The sequence below is a fragment of the Thalassotalea sp. PLHSN55 genome, assembly GCF_052030545.1.
In the GTDB taxonomy this organism is placed as follows: domain Bacteria; phylum Pseudomonadota; class Gammaproteobacteria; order Enterobacterales; family Alteromonadaceae; genus CANMXU01.
In genome coordinates this window covers 16,127-38,009 of record NZ_JBPDIH010000015.1, presented here as the reverse complement: position 1 = coordinate 38,009, position 21,883 = coordinate 16,127, and the positions used below count along the sequence as shown (strand labels likewise).

The 21,883-nt window shown below is 41.3% G+C and carries 13 protein-coding genes; 5 read left to right on the top strand and 8 right to left on the bottom strand.

The genetic code is table 11. The features are described from left to right. Positions 1-191: 191 nt before the first annotated feature. Positions 192-1,664: an IMP dehydrogenase gene (gene guaB, locus ACRRSQ_RS19770; protein ID WP_440877532.1), complete on the bottom strand. Its 1,473-nt coding sequence runs from the start codon at positions 1,662-1,664 to the stop codon at positions 192-194. Positions 1,665-1,854: 190 nt separating this feature from the next. Here guaB and xseA point away from each other — a divergent pair, with 190 nt between their 5' ends. Next, positions 1,855-3,189 (top strand): exodeoxyribonuclease VII large subunit, encoded by a 1,335-nt coding sequence (gene xseA / locus ACRRSQ_RS19765; protein ID WP_440877503.1) that lies wholly within the window; start codon positions 1,855-1,857, stop codon positions 3,187-3,189. A 133-nt stretch (positions 3,190-3,322) separates the two neighbouring features. Here the strand turns inward: xseA and ACRRSQ_RS19760 are convergent, their stop codons facing one another. Both ACRRSQ_RS19760 and ACRRSQ_RS19755 read right to left on the bottom strand, forming a co-directional pair. Next, positions 3,323-9,892, bottom strand: a complete 6,570-nt coding sequence (locus tag ACRRSQ_RS19760; RefSeq protein WP_440877502.1) for a hypothetical protein — start codon at positions 9,890-9,892, stop codon at positions 3,323-3,325. Between the two features lie 514 nt (positions 9,893-10,406). Continuing rightward, positions 10,407-11,057: a cupin domain-containing protein gene (locus ACRRSQ_RS19755; RefSeq protein ID WP_440877501.1), complete on the bottom strand. Its 651-nt coding sequence runs from the start codon at positions 11,055-11,057 to the stop codon at positions 10,407-10,409. A gap of 491 nt (positions 11,058-11,548) precedes the next feature. Between ACRRSQ_RS19755 and ACRRSQ_RS19750 the strand changes: the two genes are divergently transcribed. Together ACRRSQ_RS19750 and ACRRSQ_RS19745 are read left to right on the top strand one after the other, a co-directional pair. After that, entirely contained in the window at positions 11,549-11,953 is a 405-nt protein-coding gene (locus ACRRSQ_RS19750; RefSeq protein ID WP_440877500.1) for a hypothetical protein, read from the top strand. Next, complete coding sequence (locus tag ACRRSQ_RS19745) at positions 11,943-12,170, top strand: helix-turn-helix transcriptional regulator (protein WP_440877499.1); 228 nt, start codon at positions 11,943-11,945, stop codon at positions 12,168-12,170. The genes ACRRSQ_RS19750 and ACRRSQ_RS19745 overlap by 11 nt, the downstream gene beginning before the upstream one ends. Here ACRRSQ_RS19745 and ACRRSQ_RS19740 read toward each other — a convergent pair. The 5 genes from ACRRSQ_RS19740 to ACRRSQ_RS19720 form a co-directional block, all read right to left on the bottom strand. After that, on the bottom strand, positions 12,167-12,448 hold the full coding sequence (locus tag ACRRSQ_RS19740; RefSeq protein WP_440877498.1) for a hypothetical protein: 282 nt from the start codon (positions 12,446-12,448) through the stop codon (positions 12,167-12,169). The genes ACRRSQ_RS19745 and ACRRSQ_RS19740 overlap by 4 nt on opposite strands. A 123-nt stretch (positions 12,449-12,571) precedes the next feature. Further along, positions 12,572-13,477 carry a LysR substrate-binding domain-containing protein gene (locus ACRRSQ_RS19735; protein WP_440877497.1) on the bottom strand — a complete coding sequence of 302 codons (906 nt, stop codon included), beginning with the start codon at positions 13,475-13,477 and terminating at the stop codon, positions 12,572-12,574. A 185-nt stretch (positions 13,478-13,662) separates the two neighbouring features. After that, positions 13,663-16,863, bottom strand: coding sequence for an HD domain-containing phosphohydrolase (locus tag ACRRSQ_RS19730; RefSeq protein WP_440877496.1), 3,201 nt, complete (start codon positions 16,861-16,863; stop codon positions 13,663-13,665). A gap of 174 nt (positions 16,864-17,037) precedes the next feature. Then, entirely contained in the window at positions 17,038-17,586 is a 549-nt protein-coding gene (locus ACRRSQ_RS19725; RefSeq protein WP_440877495.1) for a sortase domain-containing protein, read from the bottom strand. An 80-nt stretch (positions 17,587-17,666) separates the two neighbouring features. Further along, entirely contained in the window at positions 17,667-19,982 is a 2,316-nt protein-coding gene (locus ACRRSQ_RS19720; protein WP_440877494.1) for a marine proteobacterial sortase target protein, read from the bottom strand. A gap of 230 nt (positions 19,983-20,212) precedes the next feature. Here ACRRSQ_RS19720 and ACRRSQ_RS19715 point away from each other — a divergent pair, with 230 nt between their 5' ends. Then, positions 20,213-20,827, top strand: coding sequence for a lytic transglycosylase domain-containing protein (locus ACRRSQ_RS19715; RefSeq protein ID WP_440877493.1), 615 nt, complete (start codon positions 20,213-20,215; stop codon positions 20,825-20,827). A gap of 101 nt (positions 20,828-20,928) precedes the next feature. After that, complete coding sequence (locus ACRRSQ_RS19710; protein WP_440877492.1) at positions 20,929-21,771, top strand: HDOD domain-containing protein; 843 nt, start codon at positions 20,929-20,931, stop codon at positions 21,769-21,771. Positions 21,772-21,883 lie beyond the last annotated feature (112 nt).

Here is a 21,883-nt window from a genome sequence, read left to right as displayed (position 1 = left end):
TGTTGATACTTTTTATAAATAACAACACCCTGACCTTAACGTTAGATCAGGGTGTTAAATTTGTATCTCTTTAATAAAAAGAGATGAGTGTTTTACAAAGTAGTTTTGTACGATAAAAAAGAAGAAGCGCGGAGTTGACGCTAGTCAATGAGCACTTCTGATGCCGTTATCGTCAAAAATACCAAGTAAAACTAGCCCATACGATAGTTAGGAGCTTCTTTTGTGATGGTCACGTCATGTACGTGCGACTCACCCATACCTGCTGACGTAATTTTCATAAACTCCGGCTTAGTACGCATGGTTTCAATATCTTTAGAGCCAGTTAAGCCCATTGATGAACGTAAGCCGCCCATTTGCTGATGAATAATTGCCGCAACAGGGCCTTTATAAGCAACACGACCTTCAATACCTTCTGGTACTAATTTGTCGGCTTCTCCATCAGTTTTTTGGAAGTAACGGTCACTTGAGCCTTCTTTTTGATCCATCGCACCTAGTGAGCCCATACCGCGGTATGACTTGTAGTAACGACCTTGGTAAAGTTCAACTTCACCCGGAGATTCTTCAGTACCGGCTAACATGCTGCCAACCATTACGCAGTGCGCACCAGCAACAAGTGCTTTAGCAATATCACCAGAGAAACGAATACCGCCATCAGCAATGACTGGAATGCCGGTACCTTTTAAGCCTTCAACGGCATTTGAAATCGCGGTTAATTGCGGTACACCAACACCTGTTACGATACGAGTTGTACAAATTGAACCTGGGCCAATACCTACTTTCACCGCATCAACGCCAACATCAGCTAAGGCTTTTGCGCCAGAAGCTGTTGCTACGTTACCGGCAATAATTTGTAAATCAGGGTATTTATCACGGGTTTCTTTCACGCGATCAATAACCCCTTGAGAATGGCCGTGTGAGGTATCAATTAATAATACGTCAACACCAGCAGCAACTAAGGCGTCAATGCGCTCATCGGTTCCTGCGCCAACACCAACAGCAGCGCCAACACGTAAACGACCTAATTCGTCTTTACAAGCGTTTGGTTTGCTTTCGGCTTTTTGGTAATCTTTTACCGTGATCAAGCCTTTCAGTTTAAACGCATCATCAACCATTAAGATTTTTTCAATGCGGTGTTCGTGCATTAAACCTAAAATCTCTTCACGTTGTGCACCCGCTTTTACGGTAACTAACTTTTCTTTTTTAGTCATTAACGCCGATACCGGCTTAGTTAAGTCTGTTTCAAAACGTAAGTCACGACCCGTAATAATACCAACTAGGTTATTAGTACTATCAACAACAGGGAAACCAGAAAAACCAACAGTATCAGCAAGCTTCATAGTATCCATAATTGAAAGTTCTGGGCTAACCGTCACAGGGTCTGTCACAATACCACTTTCATATTTTTTAACTTTAGACACGTTTTGCGCTTGTTCGGCAATGGTCATGTTTTTATGAATAAAACCAACACCGCCTTCTTGCGCTAAGGTGATCGCTAAACGCGCTTCGGTTACTGTGTCCATCGACGCAGAAATCATTGGCACATTTAAGTCAATTTTACGGGTTAGTTTGGTTTTTAAATCGGCAGTATGAGGAAGTACCGTAGAATGGGCAGGTACCAGTAGAACATCATCAAAAGTCAAAGCTTCTTGGGCAATTCTTAGCATCACAACATCTCACTAAAAGAAGTTAATAGGAGGAAATATTGCGGCAGAATTTTAACCGTTTTGGCATTCAAGGTAAACTTAAATTTTAAAATAATTGCTAAAAAGAAAAATTTAAAGCGATTTTTTAACGCAAACCTATATATAATACACAATAACTTCAACCGCGTAGACGATTAATTCCCCGTTAACTATGAGCCAACAGCATATTTTACAAGTAAGTGAACTCACTAAAAAAGTACGTTTTATCTTAGAAAGTGAGCTAAATACGGTATGGTTATGTGGTGAAATATCCAACTTTATCGCGGCTAGTTCGGGCCATTGGTATTTATCCTTAAAAGACAGTAAGTCACAAGTACGTTGCGCAATGTTTAAAGGCAACAATCGACGCGTTCGAATTTCTCCCAGAAACGGCCAACAAGTTTTAGTTCGCGCCCGGGTTTCTTTGTACGAACCTCGCGGCGATTTTCAGTTAATCATTGAACAAATGGAAGATGCTGGCGAAGGCTTACTACGCCAACAATATGATCAACTAAAGCAAAAATTAAATGCCCAAGGATTATTTGGCCAAGCTCATAAACAAATACTGCCTAAACACATTAAAACAGTTGGTATCGTTACCTCTCCTACGGGCGCAGCAGTAAAAGATATACTGAGTGTATTAAAACGTAGAAACCCAACCATTAAAGCGATTATTTACCCAAGTTTAGTGCAGGGGGAAGCGGCAACAGCGGATATTGTTGCTGCGATACGTCTTGCCAATGAGCGTAACGAGTGTGACGTTTTAATTGTTGGCCGAGGCGGCGGTTCATTAGAAGATTTATGGTGTTTTAATGAAGAGTCGGTTGTGAATGCCATTTATCAAAGCCAGTTACCTATTATTAGCGCGGTTGGTCACGAAATAGATACCACACTAAGCGATTATGTTGCTGATGTTCGCGCCGCAACGCCGTCAGCCGCAGCTGAATTAGTGTCAGATGAAGTTACCGAATTAAGTGATAAAATCGCCCATTTAACGAAGCGTTTGTTAGTCAACCAGCAACAAGTCGCTCAGTTAAGCCGTCAGCGCTATCTTGCTTTAGCTCATCGTTTATCGCAAGTTCATCCCGAGCAAAAATTACAAGTTCAGCAACAAAAAGCTGACGAGCTTGAAAACAGACTGCAATACGCAATAAAGCGTGAGCTGCAACGTTTTACCATTAAACCTACTCAGCTAAAAGCACGATTAACCTTATGTTCACCTGAAAAGAGCTTAGCTGATAAAAACAAACAACTTAAGCAATTAACGCAAAGACTCGAACATAATGCCCAGCAACTGGTTTCGCAAAAACAACAAGATTTTGCGCACTTAGTTGAGCAGCTTCACATGGTAAGTCCGCTAGCGACCATCGCCCGTGGCTACAGTATTGCACGAGATGCTAACCACACGATTATCAAGTCAACCAAGCAAGTGACTGAAGGTGATGAATTAACGTTGCAATTACACCAAGGTTCTCTCAAAACTAAAGTGATTAGTAAACAAAACTAAGCCTTCATATTTACAGAAAACTCTAAATTTCCTACTACCTTTTTTATTAAATTTGATGCATTAAAAAGGGCGCTAAGCGCCCTTTACTTTTTTAGATCTCATTTAGATTTATCAAAAATAAGGCAATCCACTATTACGGGCCACCTGGGGCAAAACCGTCAATAATATCTGCCGCTGCAACAGAATTAAATACAGGGTCTTTAAATGTGGTACCTACTTCTGTTTTATCCCCTTGTCTGACATATGGACTACCTTCTAGTTCACTTTCAACAAAAAGAATACGATGGTGCTCATCTTCGTCTAACTCAACTAATCCAGAGACACTGTCAGGAATATCAAAACCAAGTACATCAATGGTACCTATGGTTATTTGTGTAGGAACTCCACGCGCAAGCTCATGCTCTTCGCCGCCAACGTGTTTAATGTAAACAACTTCAAAGTTATCACCGTCAACGGTACCGTCATCAGAAACAAAATAAGCTTGAATATGATAGCCACCTGAAGAGCTGTCGCCGTCTCCGACCCACATACCGCCAACACGATCATTGATAAGCGATGCTGGTGTATTAATGACATCATCAAGTGAGGTAGCAGGCACAGGATCATAGTTTCCTGAGCCCGGTTCTGTTTCTTCCCAGCGTATAGCGACAACATTGTCACACGCTAGATTATCTTCAAACCAATCATCAAAGTCGTTATCACACCAGAAACTATAGGTTTCAACTTGCGCGGTTATCGTAGCAATAAGCATTTTAGCACCTTCGCTAAAAACAGCATCTTCAGCAAGGCCAATAAACCAGTTTTCATCCAGTGCTGCGCCAATTGGCAAACCAGAGAAGTCAAAGCTTGTCAGTTCGATGTGCTCAATATTAGTCGCAACAGCAACACCTTCACTGGTTTGTTGAATAATGCCAATTTCAGTGCCATCGGCATAACCGGTAATGGTAAAGAGATCATCAGCAACAACAAAGCCACTGTCGGTTAAAAAGATACTGGCATCGACCACTTCATCTGAAATATCAACCCAATCATCAGCAACATCAAAATCCCAAGCAAATAACGTTTCGACACTGCCTTCAGAAATGGTGCCGTATTCAAAGTCAAATTCATCATCTTGCCCATCACCATTAGAATCAAATGAATCGCTTTCAAACCAAGTTATTCCTACCGATAAAATTGCTTGCTCACTTTCATCTGTTGGACTAACGCCAACAATTACGCCAGCTGAATTACAGGTTACCGTTTCATCATCGTTACTTTCCGACTCGGTAAAATCAAAGCTAAAGTTACCCGTTAGGTCACTAAAAGTTGCATTTTCGACAACAAACGATTCTGATTCACTCTGCACGGTAAAGCTACCATCAGCTTGCATTACACCATATACGCCGCTGTCTTCATCATCATCTGAGTCAACCATAAAGACTTGGTTACCTATCATATGAACATCTAAGAAGAAGACCTCTTGTGTATCTGCTTCACAGGCATCACCGGCTTCATTTAGTAGCTCACTACCGTCGTTAGGGGTAAAGGTTGTTAGATACAGTCCGGTCATATCAGGCACAACCATGTCACAAACATCGCCTAAGCCATCTTGGTCTGTATCTAGCTGGTCTTCATTGGCGATAACTTTACAGTTGTCATCTTTATCGGCAATACCGTCGCCATCAAGATCTGATGCCATACCAACGCTCGGGTCAAACGGATCAGCATCATCTTCATCTAAAACGCCATCGTTATCATCATCAGGGTCAGCATTATCACCAATTTGGTCACCATCAAAGTCATACTGCTCGCTATCATCAAACGGGAAGGCATCTGCGTTATCACCTACGCCATCAGAGTCAGAATCAAATTGCTCATTTGCGTCATACGGGAAGGCATCTTCATCGTCATTGGTACCGTCATTGTCATCATCAGGGTCGGCATTATCACCAATTTGGTCACCATCAAAGTCATGTTGCTCATTTGGATCATCAGGGAAGGCATCATCTTCATCTAATACGCCATCACCGTCACTATCAATAATTGGCGGTAATAAGTACGAGAAATTTTCGGTGACTTGCTCGAGTGCAGGTACGTTTAACCCTGACTCTATAGTGTAATGGCCCGCTTCCATTACCTCGCCAATACGCACATAACCAACACCGTCAGCAGGGTCTTCGACAATTGCTAAGAATAACTGTGCAGATTCAAAAGAATAATCAAAATGCCATTTAACAAACTCTGGTATTTCAAACATCATTAATAAATCGCTGTCATTGCCTAATGGGTCAATGATCTCCCATTCACCAGTCACATCATTATCATCAAAGTCGAGCAATAGATTAATTTGCCCGTCATTGCGCACTGTATAGTAATCGACTACGCCGCTACTACCTTCAGCGCCAGAGGTATCATTACCTGTAAAGAATGCCCACACATTTTCATCAACGCCACGGGCAACTAAAACACCTTGATGGAAAACTGTCATTTCACTGCCGTTAGCAAACAATTTGTCTGAGAAGTTGGTGGCTAAAACAGGCGCATTGTCAAAAATAGGCAATGTCCAATCAGACGGCGTCCAATTATCACAGCTCAAGCCAGTTTGCCAAAAATCTTCACCACCACAGCCAACTTCATATACGGTATTTTGATTCACTATTTTAACCGCCAATGCCTTAGCATTATCATGTTCGAAAGTTGTCGTGACATCTAAGCCGCCATGATCAAGCCAGTCGTCATCAACCAAGAAACCAAAGGTTTTGCCGGTAATATTAATACCATAACCTTCAACTCGTGAGGTTCTTAAGGCATTACCATCGGCGTCCTCATCAATAACGTCACTGATATTTCCTTCGACTAATTCAATCCGTGGTGCGGATACTGGTGAAGCCCAACCAGCACTACCTAAATTAAAGCGAAGTTCATCATCGCTAAACTCTTGCCATAGCTCTTCGTCACCATCCCATTCACCTACGGTTGCACCAGTATCATTGAAAATGTCATATTTAAATTCAAAGATATGAGCTTGACGTGTTTGATCCCACACCTCATCACTTTCTAGTGAAGCAAAACCACCGTCAGTACCTGTATTGTCTAGAATGTCATTAAGACTACCTTCTTCCATTGGCGTTAAGGTAACAGCTAATTCAGCGCTACATTCCACCACCATTTGGTCGCCGCTTTCAACACCAACATAATCATTAGCTACGCCGCTAATTACCCCAGTATCAGGGGCAAGTTCGAAGGTTGCGTCAAAACTAAACTCAACCGTACCACTGCCGTCTGCTAATTCCTCAATATCTTCACCAGCAAGGTTAATTTGACCGAAAGTGGTTATTGAACCAAAATCACCATCTTCAATTGAGAAGTCATCATCAGCAAATAGTAGCTTTATTTCAGCGCCATTTTGTTTGATTAAGACAATTTCACTGCCAAGATCATCTTCCATGTTGTCGCATTCATCCGCGGCAAAGTCATCCCAGTCATCACTTGCTGTTGTTATCGAAGCCGTTGTGACAGAGAAATCGAGTAAGTAAAATCCTGAAACGTCAGCGGGATCATCACAAACATTACCAACACCATCTTGGTCAGAGTCTGTTTGGTCAACATTACTTATTAAGCGGCAGTTATCATCACCGTCATTAATTGAGTCGCCATCGGTATCACTTAATAACGGATTAGTGCCTAGCTCTGCTTCTTCTGCATCAGTTAAGCCATCTTGGTCATCGTCGCTATCTTCATTGTTACCAATACCATCACCGTCGGTATCAACTGACTCTTCAGGGTTTAACGGGAAGGCATCATCAGCATCTACAACTTGGTCATTGTCATCATCAGGATCACACACATCACCAAGGTCATCATTATCAGTATTCGTTTGCGGGCCTGAGACTAACGGACAGTTGTCGCTATTGTCACCAATACCATCCATGTCTGAATCGCTTGATTCTCCTGCATCATTTGGAAAAGCGTCGTCCACATCTGGCGTATTGTCATTGTCGTCATCAGTATCGGCATTATCACCAGTGCCATCATCGTCAGCGTCATTAAACTCACTATCATCTAATGGAAATTCATCTAAAGCATCATCGACACCGTCATCATCATCGTCACCATCTGGTGCTAAACCACCGTTGTCAGCTGCGCCATCGCCATCGGTATCAACATAATCAATTTCAGGCACATTAGCGTCGGTATCATCGGGATCTTGACCTACTGGCCAACCGTCGCCATCACTATCAGTTGCTTCAAAGGCATTTTCATCAAGTGGAAAGTCATCATCACCATCTAATACACCGTCATTATCATCATCTGGATCACATACATTACCTAAGCCATCTTGGTCTGTATCGAGCTGGTTTTGATTAGGCATCGCAGGACAATTGTCAGAGTTATTACCGACACCATCACTGTCTGAATCTAAGGTTTCCGTTGAATCATCAGGGAATGCATCGGCGCCATCTTTAACACCATCACCATCAGTATCTTTTTTGGTTGGATCAGGATCATTGATATCGGCTAAACCATCACCATCGGCATCAGCATCGGCATTATCACCCACACCATCGCCATCAAGATCTGAGCTTTCAGCGCTATCGTATGGGAACGCATCGCCATCTGGGGCAATGTTATCTTGGCTATTAACTACATCGTCGCCACCGGTATTATTGGCTACGCCGTCACCGTCAATATCATCATCTTTGTTATCGCCAATACCGTCACCATCAAGGTCTGAACTTTCAGTAGCATCAGTTGGTAAATCATCATCAACATCTGGCACGCCATCGTTATCGTCATCGGTATCTGTAGTATTACCGACACCATCACCGTCAGTATCAACAAAGGCTACGCCCGGATTATTTGGGTTAGTATCGTCGGCATCTTGATCCGTTGGCCAACCATCGTCATCAACATCGGTAGCATTACTTTTTGAAGCATCTAATGGGAAGTCATCATCAACATCTAATACGCCATCATTGTCATCGTCCGTATCGGCATTATTACCCGTACCGTCACCATCTGAATCAACCGTTTCGGTAGGATCATTTTTAAAGGCATCATTGTCATCATTAACACCGTCATTATCATCGTCAGGGTCGGCATTATCACCAACACCATCCATGTCCGCATCAGCACTTTCGTTAGGATCATCAGGGAAAGCATCTTCACCGTTTAACACGCCGTCTTCATCGCGGTCAGTGCTTACACTAGCCGCTTGTGCGTCGCTATCAATCGTGCCATCACTTAAATCAGTAGTATCGGTTTGCGTACCGGTATCTTCTGTTTCATCAGCAAGTAATTGCTCAACATCATCAACGGTACTATCAGTTCCCGGAATGGTTAGCTGTGATGGGTCGGTTTCAACGATAACTATCGCATCTTCACTGGCATAATCATCTACTTGTTCATTTTCACTATTACTACCATCAATTTCACCATCACTTAAATCATCCGCAAGGCCGGATAAAATATCACCCGTGTCTGAGTCGCCCTGATCATTTTGCTCAATTTGAAAAATAACAGCGGCCATACCCGAAATTGCCGTGCGGTAGTCAGCGACATCAGCTAATTCTTCCGCCGTATCTGAACTATCAGTGACTAAAGGAGGTGTCGCAAAAATATCAATATCATCTGACATACCAAAACCTAGTGCGGCAACAACTTCGTTAGCACTTTCATCTAAACCATTGAGAAATTCTTCTTCGGTAACTGTGCCGTCATCATCGGCTTTTGCTGTTGTCAACGCGACAGCCATTGTGGTTAATGGCGTTGCATATACTGGCTCACTAATGCCATCAGCGGTCAATATAGTGGTCATTTCAGCAATAATTGGTGGGTTACCTGAATTTAAATCAACGGTATTTTCATTGGACGTAACAACAATGACAAACGGACCGGTTTCATCAACCGGTACATCTAAGCCAGAAAAGTTTGCTTGAGCATCTGTTATCCCTTCATCAAGTAATTGACCTCTTAAATTGGCCATACTGGTATCTAAACGATAAATCCTAACATCAGCATTAGCAACAGGGCCATCAACCGCTGCGCCCACTAAGGTTAACGTGTCTGTAACACACCTTATTGCAGCATCAGTCACATTAGCATTCGCTATTGTGCCAGCGCCCATCTCAACCGTACATGTTTGCGCAGGCGTTGAAGGTTGTGCACTGACAGTAATCGCATATGCGCCTTCATCTTCAACTTCCGTTGCAAAAGTAAAATCACCATCTGCTGAAATAGCAAGATCATCACCGGCATTATTTTGTAAGGTAAGCCCAGCTCCCGAAAGCCCAGTAACACTGCCGCCAACGGTGAAGGTATCTGTTACACAACTTATGGCAACATTGGAAACATCAGCACCTGAAATGGTACCAGAACCCATATCGACAGAACAGGTTTGCGACGGCGACGTTGGCTGAGCACTAACAGTCACCGCATAAGCAGCGCTATCGTCAATTTCACTTGCAAACGTTACTGCACCGTCTGCCATAACAGCTAAATCGTCGGCGCCATTATTTTGTAAAACCAAGCCTGAGCCGGCTAAACCGGTAACATTACCACCAACGGAGTGTGTGGTATTTTGAACAGGCGGATTAGGTGCTGGCGGTGAAGTGCTATCACCACAACCATTAAGAAAAAGACTGAGAAGCGAAACAACAAAAACATTTTTAAATAGAAAGCCCATTTTTTTAGGGCGTGTACATTCTACATGCTGTGCCATGATAAACTTTCCTTAATCATTATTTTTTTATGCCAGTATTTAATTAGCACTATTAGATAGTTAACAAAGTATTGTGATCGATTGATGTTAGCGGTTGCTAAAAAATTACAGCAACGAAGGAGCTTTATAAATGTGTAGACTCGTGTGAAAAAAGAATAGATCAGTAGCAGCACTGAACAACTTATTGAACTAAGTATTGCCACCATCCTTTATCCTTAAACCAGTTTTATTCTTATCTTGAGGTGATGAAAAAACAACCACCTTTTGCATCAATAAAACTTAGTAGACAATATTCAAATTAACCAGAAAAAAACTGTGGATATATGATTTTTTTAAATGAAAGTGCAATAAATTGAAAAAATAGTTTTTTAAGAAATAAGATTATAAATTAAGGTTATATTCACTAACTATTGATTTGGAAGATATTTATATAAAAATTAACAACAGCCAATAAGACAAAAAATGAAAGCAACTAAAATAAAAATATTAAGATTAAATTTAATATGCTTTTTATTTATAAATGGCCAGTTTTAACCCAGATAATTGTATCCTGTTCAACATAAGGATGATGCTGACTTAAGTGTGGATTTCGCAACCAAGTACCTTGTGGATAGCGACCATGTTCATCAATAAACTCACCACTAATCACGTATATTTCTTCACCGCCAAAATGGGTATGAGGTTTAAATTTTTCGCCTTTTGGCCAAAATACTAATGCAGTAGACTCGGTTAAATGTTGATGCAAAGGCATAACCTTTAAGTTGCCTTGCCCTGCAAGCCATGGTTGCTGTTGCGTATTAATCATTATTTGTTGCTGGTCACTCGTTTGAAACTGATGCAATTTTACCAACAACAGGCAACCATTTTTACTAAAGGGCGCATGTGATGAGCCATCGGGGTTTCGAAGATAGCAACCTTTACCATAATCACCGTGCTCATCTGAAAAAACCCCGTCTAACACCAAAATTTCTTCACCTAAAGGATGGAAGTGCTTGGCAAAGCTCGCGCCAGCTTGATATTTAACGATGCTCGTTGCATGGCCTCTCTCGGCATCTTCTCTAGCTAGTGGTTTGCGTAGAACACCGGCCATTGGGCTTTCCTGCCAAGGCAGTTGCTGAGTATCTATCACGATACGCTGAGCAAAATTCATATTTAAATTAATCATAATATCGCGCTGTTAGTTTTAGATAATTCAAGTTTACCTGATTCACTTAAATTTTAGGCAAAAAAAAAGCGTTTACTTGCAAGCAAGTAAACGCAAAGAACATGAAACATAAACAATAAAACACTAAGGGGGATAAGTATCTTGCTAAGTAAGAGTGCCTTGTTTGCTATTAGTTCAATCAATATTAAAAATAATTAACTATTTTTCAAAATAAGCTAAAACACTAGGGTCTGTTAATAGACAAAGAAATCATTCGCTTTCAACTTGCTATGGCGATTTATGATTAGCACTAACGCAAGATCTGCTAACGCGCCCTATTAAAAACGCCTCCAAAAAGTGAAAAACGAGGAATAAGCCAATAAAGCTTACACGCTTTAATCCAAGCAATACTGGCTATCTCTCGCCAAAAGTCAGGTATACTTGACACATTAACAAGTAAGGTATACATTACTTTTAGTAAAATAGACATTACATACAAAAAAGGAGATGGCATGCAAAAAATGACACACTCAGAGAAACGTTTCACCGTACGGTTTATGATCGCCATGCTGGTATTTTTATTCCTGATTGCTGTGCAAACCTTTGCCATTGAGCTGTTTGCTTTGCCAACTAGCATGGTGGTATTTTTTGCGTTATTACCGATAGCGCCATTGGTATGGGCGTTTTTTATTTACCGAGCCCACTTTCAAGCATTAGACGAATATATGAGCAGGCTAACCAGCGAAGCGTTTTTATGGGTGATAGGGTTAGTGTGTTTTGTCAGTTTTGCTTATGGCATGTTAGTGTTTAAGCTTGACCTGCCACAAATAAGCTTTGCCTATATTTTGCCGGTGGTTTTTGGCTGTCACGGGCTGATTTTGCAGTTGTTGATATGGGCTGATAATCGTGAAAAATAATATTAAAGTGTTACGCGCAGAAAAGAATTGGTCACAAGAAGCCTTAGGAAAACGCCTTGGTGTTTCTCGCCAAGCGGTGAATGCGATAGAGCGGGAAAAGCACGATCCGTCTTTGCAGTTAGCCTTTACTATCGCCGCGGTATTTGGCAAAGAGATCAGTGAAATATTTCAAGCAGATCCCTACCAGCCAAACATGCTTAGTGACGATGAAGCTTAATAGAAGCAACAGTTTGATTTACTGTTTTGGTTCAGTAAACGAGATAGCTTCGGCGCCGATGCAACAGGTTTAGCTCGGCGTCGCGTTAGAGTTGCAGCAAACTTAAGTAACTGACGATCTAACCAAATTGCCAAGCCGCCAAAAGCTAAGCTAACTATAGGTACGTAAAGCAACGAACTGAGCAAGCTGCCTTCTAGCAGCCAGTTTAAGATAATCGGCAATGCCACTATTGCAATTGCCAATACGCGATAAATTTTCAGCCAAAGAGTACTTTCCATGTCAGTCACCTACTTAATAAAAGAATCTTAAAAACGTGTTACACACGTTTTAAATGGATAACGTCATAGTAGTCACTTAAGCTAAAGCTCTCAACGGGATAATATTCACGCTATAGGTGAATCTCATTCATCATTTGTTGTCGTTTTCAAATTGGGGGATTTCACCAACCAATTAAGAAAACACTGAATGTCATGCCGGTCGGCATCTTCTTTTCTATAGACGGCATATAACGCCTGATTGTAAAGAGTATTAAGTTTAAACGGCGCAACTAGCAAATGCCGGTCAAGCAAAAGTTGTTCAATTGGCATGATCGCTAAAGCCAACCCTAAACCTTGTTCAGCGGCTTGTAAACACGAGTCGTAATGACTAAAAACCAGCGGATGTTGATAGTCTTGTTGCGGTATTTGTACTGCTTGCGACCATTGCTGCCAAATATTGTCCATGCCGTCTAAATCTATTAACGGCACCTCGGCAATTTGCTCAGGCGATTTTAGCTGATATTTGTTAGCAAATTCCGCCGAGCATACCGCTTCAATGTGCAAGTCCATTAACTTTTTTACTTCCACTCCCGGCCAGTCGCCCTTACCGACTCTTATCGCTAAGTCGCAGTCGTCATAGCGTAAATCGGCGACGTTCATGCCGGTTTCTAGGCGAATTTCAATTTCAGGATGGGCTTGTTGAAAGTGGCTAAGCTGCGGAATAATGACATTGCTCGACATAGTTGGAAAGGTTGATATTTTTAAGCTTGGCGTAGAGTATTTTCCGCTAACATTTTTAGTGCCTTGCTCAAGTAACTCTAACGCTTTTTGCACATAGGCTAAATAGCTTTTACCGGCGGCATTTAAACTAACTCCTCGACTTTTGCGCAGAAATAGCTCAAAACCTAAAAAGGCTTCCAGCGATTTTATTTGATGTGAAACGGCTGACGGCGTGATAAATAACTCTTCTGCCGCTAAGCGAAAACTTTCATGGCGCGCAGCCGCTTCAAAAATACTAAACAAATGTAACGCGGGTAAACTTTTTGCCATAAAAATCCTTATTTTGCTCATTATTCATGCTTGCCTAGCTTAAAGGATAATCATCAATAGGTGAATAAAATTGACTCAAAAAAATCACAAATGATAAGTTATCAGCGACAAGTTAAAAGTCACAAGCGATAAGCGGTAAGTCGCAAGCAGTAAGTTACAAGCTGAAAGCGGTAAACAGCGAGCTATCAGCTGGCGACTTTGTCGGTGCGCAGGTATTTAGCAATATCGACGTGGTCAATTTGATCTTCATGCAGGTACTGCTTGGCATACGTTAAATAAGTGCCACTGGTTAAAAACAGTTCAAACAGGTCAAAATCAATATGCTGCTTTAAGGCAAAACTATGCAAAATATCAACAGATTGGCTTAACGATTTTGCTTTTTTATAAGGGCGGTCAGCGGCAGTAAGTGCTTCAAAAATATCTGAAATCACTAATACACGTTCAGGTATGGATAAATCTTCAGCCGTTAATTGGCGAGGATAACCTGTCCCTATCAGGGTTTCATGGTGAGTTGATGAGTATTTAGGTACGTTTGCCAGTTCAGGTGGAAACGGCAAGGTGTCTAACATTTTAATTGTACTGAGCATGTGTTCGTTAATTTTATAACGATCTTCTGCCGTTAATGTGCCCGCTTTTATTGATAAGTTATATAGCTCACCTAAATTGTATTCAAATTCAGGCATTGGCATTTTGATGCCTTGCTCTGGTGAAAATTCAGGATTGCGGGTCCGCTCAATTATGTGTTCAGGGCGATCTGACAGTAAATATTCCGTTACTGAACCGCCGTTTGGCTGTTCAGCACATTGGCCTTGCTTTTTCATCTTCTCTAAACGTAATTCTTCTACGGGTGACAAGCCAAGCGTATTATCAAAGTGGCGTTGCCATTTTATTTTAGCTAGCTGTTGTAGGCGGTCTAACGCACTCTCATCCATAAATTCACCGCCAACATTACTTTGTGCGACAAAGGCAAAGTCTTGTTGTAATTGCTGGAATTTAGCTTGTAACGCTATAGTTAACGCTTCATTTTTATCAGGTGCTTCTAGGCACTGTTGGTAATAGTCGATTTGCGCATCACGCCACAATACTTCAAAACGCATGCGTACTTCATGAATCCGATTATAAATTGTTTCTAATTTAGAGCCTTTATCAACCACGTGCTCAGGGGTGATAATTTTACCGCAATCGTGCAGCCAAGCTGCAATTCTAAACTCGCGTTGCTCGTCTTCATTGGCAAAACTAAAGTCATTAAACGGCGGTGTATTCGACGCTGACGCCGCGTTTGCGAGCATAATGCCAAGTTCAGGTACGCGATTACAGTGTCCGCCCGTGTACGGTGATTTATCATCAATTGCTTGTGCGATCAGCTTAATAAACGCTTCCATCAGCTCTTTATTTTTTCGTTCATGCTCAGCAATGGAAGACGACATATCCACTAACGAATTGGCCAACTCGCTTATTTCTTGAATATTGCTGTTAACCAAACGTACATCTTGATATTGACGAAACTTAATTTTTTGGTTTTCTTTTTCAAGCTCTTTAATCGGGCTAACAATCGGCGCAGCAAATAACCAAGTGACTGGCAAAATGAGTAACAAACAACCGATCGTGATCAAAATAGATAACTGAACTTTTTCAACACTTTCTGCCAAAACGTCGTCCGTTGGCACCACAATCGCGAAAAACTCTTTTTGTTGTTCATCAACCGGCATTAAATAAATAAAGCGCTCTACCTTATTAATATTTACGGTTAATAACTTGCCATGGTTATCGCTATTTTTTGCTAGTTCAATAAGCGCTGGGTACGGTACTACACCATGGTTTGCCTCGCTACCTTTTAGCCATTTTCGATTTAAATACTCACGGTAGTGTTCTGGTATATTCGCAATCGCGAGATTAATAATATCAACAAGTTCGGCTTGGTCATCCGCCAACATAAAGTGCAACGATGTACTTATTTTTGCAGGGCTAAAGTCAATTTGTTCATGGTATTGAATATTGTCGATATAAAAGCGTTGCTGGGTAAAACGTAAGATCGCGTCATTGTCTAAGCCCGCGTCAACATCACCGTTGGCGACAGCCTGTAATACCGCATACGTTGACTCAACTTCAACAATATTTATTTGTGGAAAATTATCTTTTAATGCTTGAATAACCGACCAACCTTCCGGTATGGCTAAATGCTTGCCATTCATATCATTTAAGTGTTCAATTGTTGCATGGTTTTCTTGTGTCACCACTGAAAACGGCAGTTCTAAAAATGAATTTGAGGCCAAACCAAACTGGCGGTTTTCTTCATTAAGGAAAATTGGCTGCAGTAAATCAATATCTTGTTTTTTGAATTTATCGACAAATTCAGACCACGAAAAACCATTAACAAACTCAATTTTCAACCCCGTTTCTTTGGCAATATAATTGATAATATCAATGCTATAGCCTTTTGGTTTTCCTGACTGAGTAAAGTCGATTGGCGCCCAATCGAGTTCATTTGACACCTTCAAGACAGCAGCATTTTCAATAACCGCTTTTTGCTCGGCATTGAGTGTCAGCATCAGCGGTTTAAAAATCGTTTTTTCAAGCTGCTCCTCTTGATTGCTAGCCACAATTTCACCTGAGTTTTGAAACAAAAACATTTCGTGGCCTTTTGAACCGGATTGCGCACTGCTTTTATTTTTTAAAAATTCAGATAACGACGATAGCGCAATATCTACAGCAATAACCGCTTTGGTAGAAGGAATGATGGTTGAATAAGTTTGCCCCGGAGCTTGTAAATGCTGAAATAAATAAGGGTTAGATTTATGAACACTGTTTAGTGGCGCATTGATATACCAAGGTCTAGTGCGTACATCATAGTTACTAGGTTCATCTCGTTTTGAGGTTTGCTCGCCAGCAGCATTAAAGTAAGTAAAAGCACGTACGCGATTTTGCCCCTCCCCTGTCACCGTCACTAATACCCAGCGATCTTCTTGTTGCGCCTTAATTTGTGATCGAATAATTGGGCTTGATTCTAGGTTAACTAATTCGTAAAAATCACCATTGGCAAAACCTACATAAATGGCATACAGCATTTTGTTGGCTTTCATTGCTTCAGAAAAAAGTTCAACGGTATCTCTGTCCATGCTGTCTTGATCCGCCAACCGACTAAATTGCGATAAAAGTCTAACCATATTGGTTGCTTTTTGATCTAGGTTAACAAGAAAGCTATTCGTGCTCTGACTGGTCATTTCAAACATACGCTCTGCACTTTCAGAGGCCGCTTTTTTACTAAAATGATATTGCAAACCTGTTGCCACTAACCCAGTTAGAAAAGTCGCAAAGATAAAAATACTTACGACAGTAAATCGGATAGTAAACATAGGATGAAGTTTTTTGAGAGAGTCAATCAGCATAGTATCGCCTATAAGCCGAGTTACGTAGTTAACATATTGTTAACCTAACGTATGTTATCGACATATGCCACGATTGAAACAAGAAAGTTTAGCAAATGGTTAGTCTAACAGCCCTGTACAGCAACTGGGCTTTAATGTTTTCTGTAACAAAACATATCGACATTGCAGGTGCTGCTACAACGCCTGCGCATAAACAAGATAACGCAGTGAGCTGTCTTGTCTGCTACGCCCTTGAAATGGGAAGCAGGTAATTAATAACAAGCTAGGTTTGGTTGCTGTGTCAAAATCGGTAAGCATCAATGGCTGTTTAGCAAGGTCGACAACTTCAAGACTTTGTATGTGATAAGTTTGACGCTTGCCGTTAATTGTTTGATAACTAATGGTATCGGCATAACTTAGCGTTGCTAATGGTGAAAAGACACTGTCGTTATGACCTGAAATTATTGTTAAGTTGTCACTAGCTAAGCTTAAACCATGTAAGCCAGGACCAAAAGCAAGCGCTTGTCCTGAGTCGCTGTTTAGCACTATCGTTGGCTTTCGCTCAACTTGTTCGTTTGCAAAGGCAAATGTTAACTGACCAACCGGGTGAAAATCCGCCCAAGGCCAAGGCTTAACCTGTTTTATGCGTAAAAGCCCGCTAATATCTTCAGCTATATTTTGCTTAAGCGTTTGCTGCCACGCCAACGTAAGTAAGTGCTGACCGACTTCAGCTTTTATTAACATATACACAGGGTAGCTTAAGCTTATCAAGGCTAATATTATTAGGCTTAATACAAGGTAGTTAAGCCGAGCAGTGAATCGCATTATTGTTCACTTTCAACGTTGACTTTGCCAAACGAAAACCAGTAACTACAGACATGAATAAACAAGGCACACACCAGAAGAATTAACCCTAAACTAATATAGCTTTCCAACCCTAATGCGGTATTAGCCACCATAATTTGCTGTGAACCTTTGGGCATCGCATTGGCAATTTTTTGCTTTTGTTTTTGTTTATGGAGTGTTTGCTTGCTTTCCCGACTGACTTTTTCTTCAACAGCAACAAAGCTGGTATACGCACTAACAAGCTGGTGCGCTAACGCTAATTCAGTGATGTGCGCGATAATGCCATCTACTGTGGTTTGATTATTGTCACTTCCCCGTGCCTGCATTTTTTCACGACGTAATGCATGACTTAACGCGGATATTTTTGCCCTTGCCCATAACGACGCGATACCGTTTTGTTGTTTGGCTTGGCTAATTCGCACTTTTTGTTGCCACCGCTGCTGATTTAATTTTCCTTGAACTAACAAATACTCACCAATGTTTTTTGGCATTTTAGCGCTTACCATCAGTGGTTGGCTGGCGTATAAGTCTGGAATGTGGTCTGGATAATATTCAATAGCGCTAGCTGTATCGCTAACAGCGTTTCCCTTGGCAATGTTTCCCTTGGTACTGTTTGCTTGAAACTTAATACTGACATCAGTTAACACCGGCTGACTAATATCATCAAACAAACGGTTAATTTGCTGCTGAACCTCGTTAACATCGCCAATATAACGATAACTGCCTCGCCCTAATGCTGCCGATTGCGACATAAAATAGCTATTGGGTGCTGAACCAATACCAACCGTATGTAAACGGGTACTGCCAAGTTTGTTTTCGATCAGAGAAAACAAACTTGCTTCATCACCTACCGCGCCATCGGTAATAAAAATCACTTGTCGATAATATGAAGCTTGCTCTGTTGTAGTGAGCGCCGATTCAATCGCAGGATACATATTGGTGCCGCCGCCCGCGCTTAACATGCTCAACCATTGCTGCGCAAAACGAATGTTTTCTTTACTTGCTAGCTGGCTTTTTACAAACATGCGCTGGCTGCTGTCGTTAAATTCTATAATATTAAATCGGTCTTGCTGGCTAAGCTTACTTAACGCATAGGCGAGCGCTTTTTTCGCCTGCTTAATTGAAACACCAGACATAGAGCCTGAGGTATCAACAATAACTACCACTTCTTTTGCCAGCGCTTTTAAAAACTCACCTTTTGGCGGCACTAGCATTAACAAGCCATAATCTGCGTCGGTCTGCGCTGTTTTAAAAAATGCTGCCTGTGGTTGCTGGTTGGCTTTTACTTGCCAGGTTAAAACAAAATCTTGGTCAAGCCCAATGCGTTCTTGCTTTAAGCCAAGTGTTAATGTTTGTTTATGCTGTGATTGCACAATGGGGTGATACAAGCTTGCTAACGACTCTATGGGCAAACCTAAGTCAATTGACGCTGAAATTGTTGCCGTTTGCTGCGCGCTGCCTTGCCTTTGTTCCTGAGCTAACTGGTGATCGAGCTGTTGACCGAGTTGATGGATAAAAGGGTAATATTTTTGTGGTGGACTAATTTCGGCAGCATCAATTACCGCCCACCCTAAGTTAGCACTATCGTCAATGCTGATATCGGGTATTTCAATTGTCTGCTGCTCTGGCAGTTTTTGAGCTGTTGGCAACGCCATTGGAATTTGTTTTGCTAAAAAGCGCGGCGTAATCGTCAGCGGTAAACGCAATGAAAACTGCCCGTCTTGAAAATGTACTTGCTGTAAATAACTAATGTGAATACTCATTTTTTCACCGGGAGCAATATTGGCCACTTTTGTAGTAAACATATTGGGTCGTTGCTGGCTGACAATGCTCGCCTTCTTCCCTTGAGTTTTGGCTTGTTGATATATTTTTTGCGCTTGTTTTTTTTCTTTAATTTTACCGACTACCTTACGCTCGCCAATGAGCATGGTCATTTTGTCAACGGCTGAATTTTCAGGTAATGGAAAAACATAAACCGCCTCGAGCCAGTCGGGCGAACTATTCAAAAAATGTTGAGTAACATCAACACGTGTCACCAAGCCGTTAACGCTAATGTTAAATTCAGTATTTTGAGCTAGTTGCGCCTGATAACCAGCTTCGTTTTGATAAAACAAACTGCCTGATTTAATGTCATCAAAAGGGATATGTTCAAAGTGAGGCAATAGGTTTTCCGCTGCAATATTGCTGTTTTTTTCATAAGGTTCAGCACTGGTACTGCACCTTGCTTGCATCGCAAAAAAACACAAACTTGCAACAAAAAATAAAGAGAAATAACGACTAGATTGGGTTGCCATAGGTAAGCGCCTTTATTAACCAAAGTTGTTCATTAAAGGACTAAAGTTTGCGCAAACATTATTATTTTTAACGGTTTAAATTATGGCATTGTGGCGATCAATTGTGGCTAAAAGATGGCACGTGAAAGTTCGAGTGGGCCTAAAACAGTGCATTAGCGCTAGACTTTTGCCTGCGCTATCTCTATGTTAAAAATATCCACAGGCCTTAATAAAATGACAATCAAGTTATCATGGCGTTAACCAAGCAGTTATTATTAGCCGTCGCGCTATTGTTGCCGCTACACCTAATAGCGCAAGAACAAGCGGTTCAGGTATATAAATATAAGTCGAAGCAAGGTGTGACTTCGTTTTCTGATATTGCGCCTATCGACCACGATTATCAGCAAATACGCATTGGCTGCTACGCCTGCCAGCTCAACTCGCAAGTGAATTGGCAAAAAACCAAGCTTTATTTACAGCAATACCAAACAGAAATTATTAAAACAGCTAACCAATATAATATTGATCCTGCGTTGATCCAGGCGGTGATCCACGCCGAGTCTCATTTTGATCGCTTTGCCATTTCTAAACAAGGCGCACAAGGGCTGATGCAATTAATGCCAAAAACCGCCAAGTCTCTTGGCATTACTAACCCTTTTAATGCTCAGCAAAATATTCAAGCAGGCAGTCAACATTTAGCACGATTACTGCAAAAATATCGCGGCAATATCACCCTCGCCTCGGCTGCCTATAACGCCGGAGAAAGCACAATTAAAAAGTACCAAGGCGTTCCGCCTTATCCAGAAACGCAAGCTTACGTTGAAAGAGTGCGCATTTTACATGCGAGATACCAACAAAAAATTTAAATAAATATCGGCAATTAGCCGGCTTTGGTGGCTCGTTTTTTCTTTAAAAATTTAGTAAGCTTTAAGGCTTATTCATTAAAAAAAGACGCTGTAAACACGTTATGTTGCACATCAATGACACTGTGGTAAAAGATATTGGCAAAGGTTTTTCTATTCCTGCGCAACCTGATTTATTGATGAAGCTTCAACAGCTAATGGCTGAGCCTGAACCAGATATGAACCTTATCGCTCATACCATTTCTCAAGATGTTGCGGTAAGTGCCACTATTTTAAAAACGATTAACTCGCCGCTATATGGCTTAGCCCGTACCATTGCCGATATTCAAAAGTCGGTACGTTATATTGGTTTGCAAGGCATTACTACCTTAGTTACCAGCAGTTTAATTCGAAAAAGTTTTACCCAAAATAATTGCAGTATTGCCTTGGAAGAGTTTTGGCAAAATGCCACCAACATTGCCAATACCGCAGTATTTATTGGTAAAAGCTTAGGGCAAAAAAAGTCGGCAGAAAAACTCTTCACCTTAGGGTTATTTCACGACTGTGGTATTCCGGTTATGGCAATGCGCTACGAAGACTATCAAGAAACCCTTGATCACGCCGTCAATACGCCAAGCGAACCTTTGCCCGAAATCGAAGAAAGTGTTTATCAAGTAAACCATGCAACCATTGGTTATTACGTTGCATCGTCATGGCGTTTACCAAAAGAGATTTGTGAGCTGATCTTATCTCACCACGATCGTCACTATTTAGAAAAGTTAAATGGCAGCCAATCGCAAACCGATTACGCGATATTAAAGCTCGCCGAAAATATTACCCATCTTCATAAACATTTTCGCGACAGTGCCGACTGGGCCTATGTACAAGACTCTGTGTTAACGGTACTCAATATTGATGAAGAAGACGTGCAAGACTTTATTGAAGATTTAAGCGAACAGTTAAACTAGCATCCTATCCTTGAAGCTTTAGGGCTAAGCTTTCATGAATTTTCACTAAATTAGATTCCCTAATAAAAAACCACACTCACGACATCGTCATATCGCTCGTGTGGTTATGCAA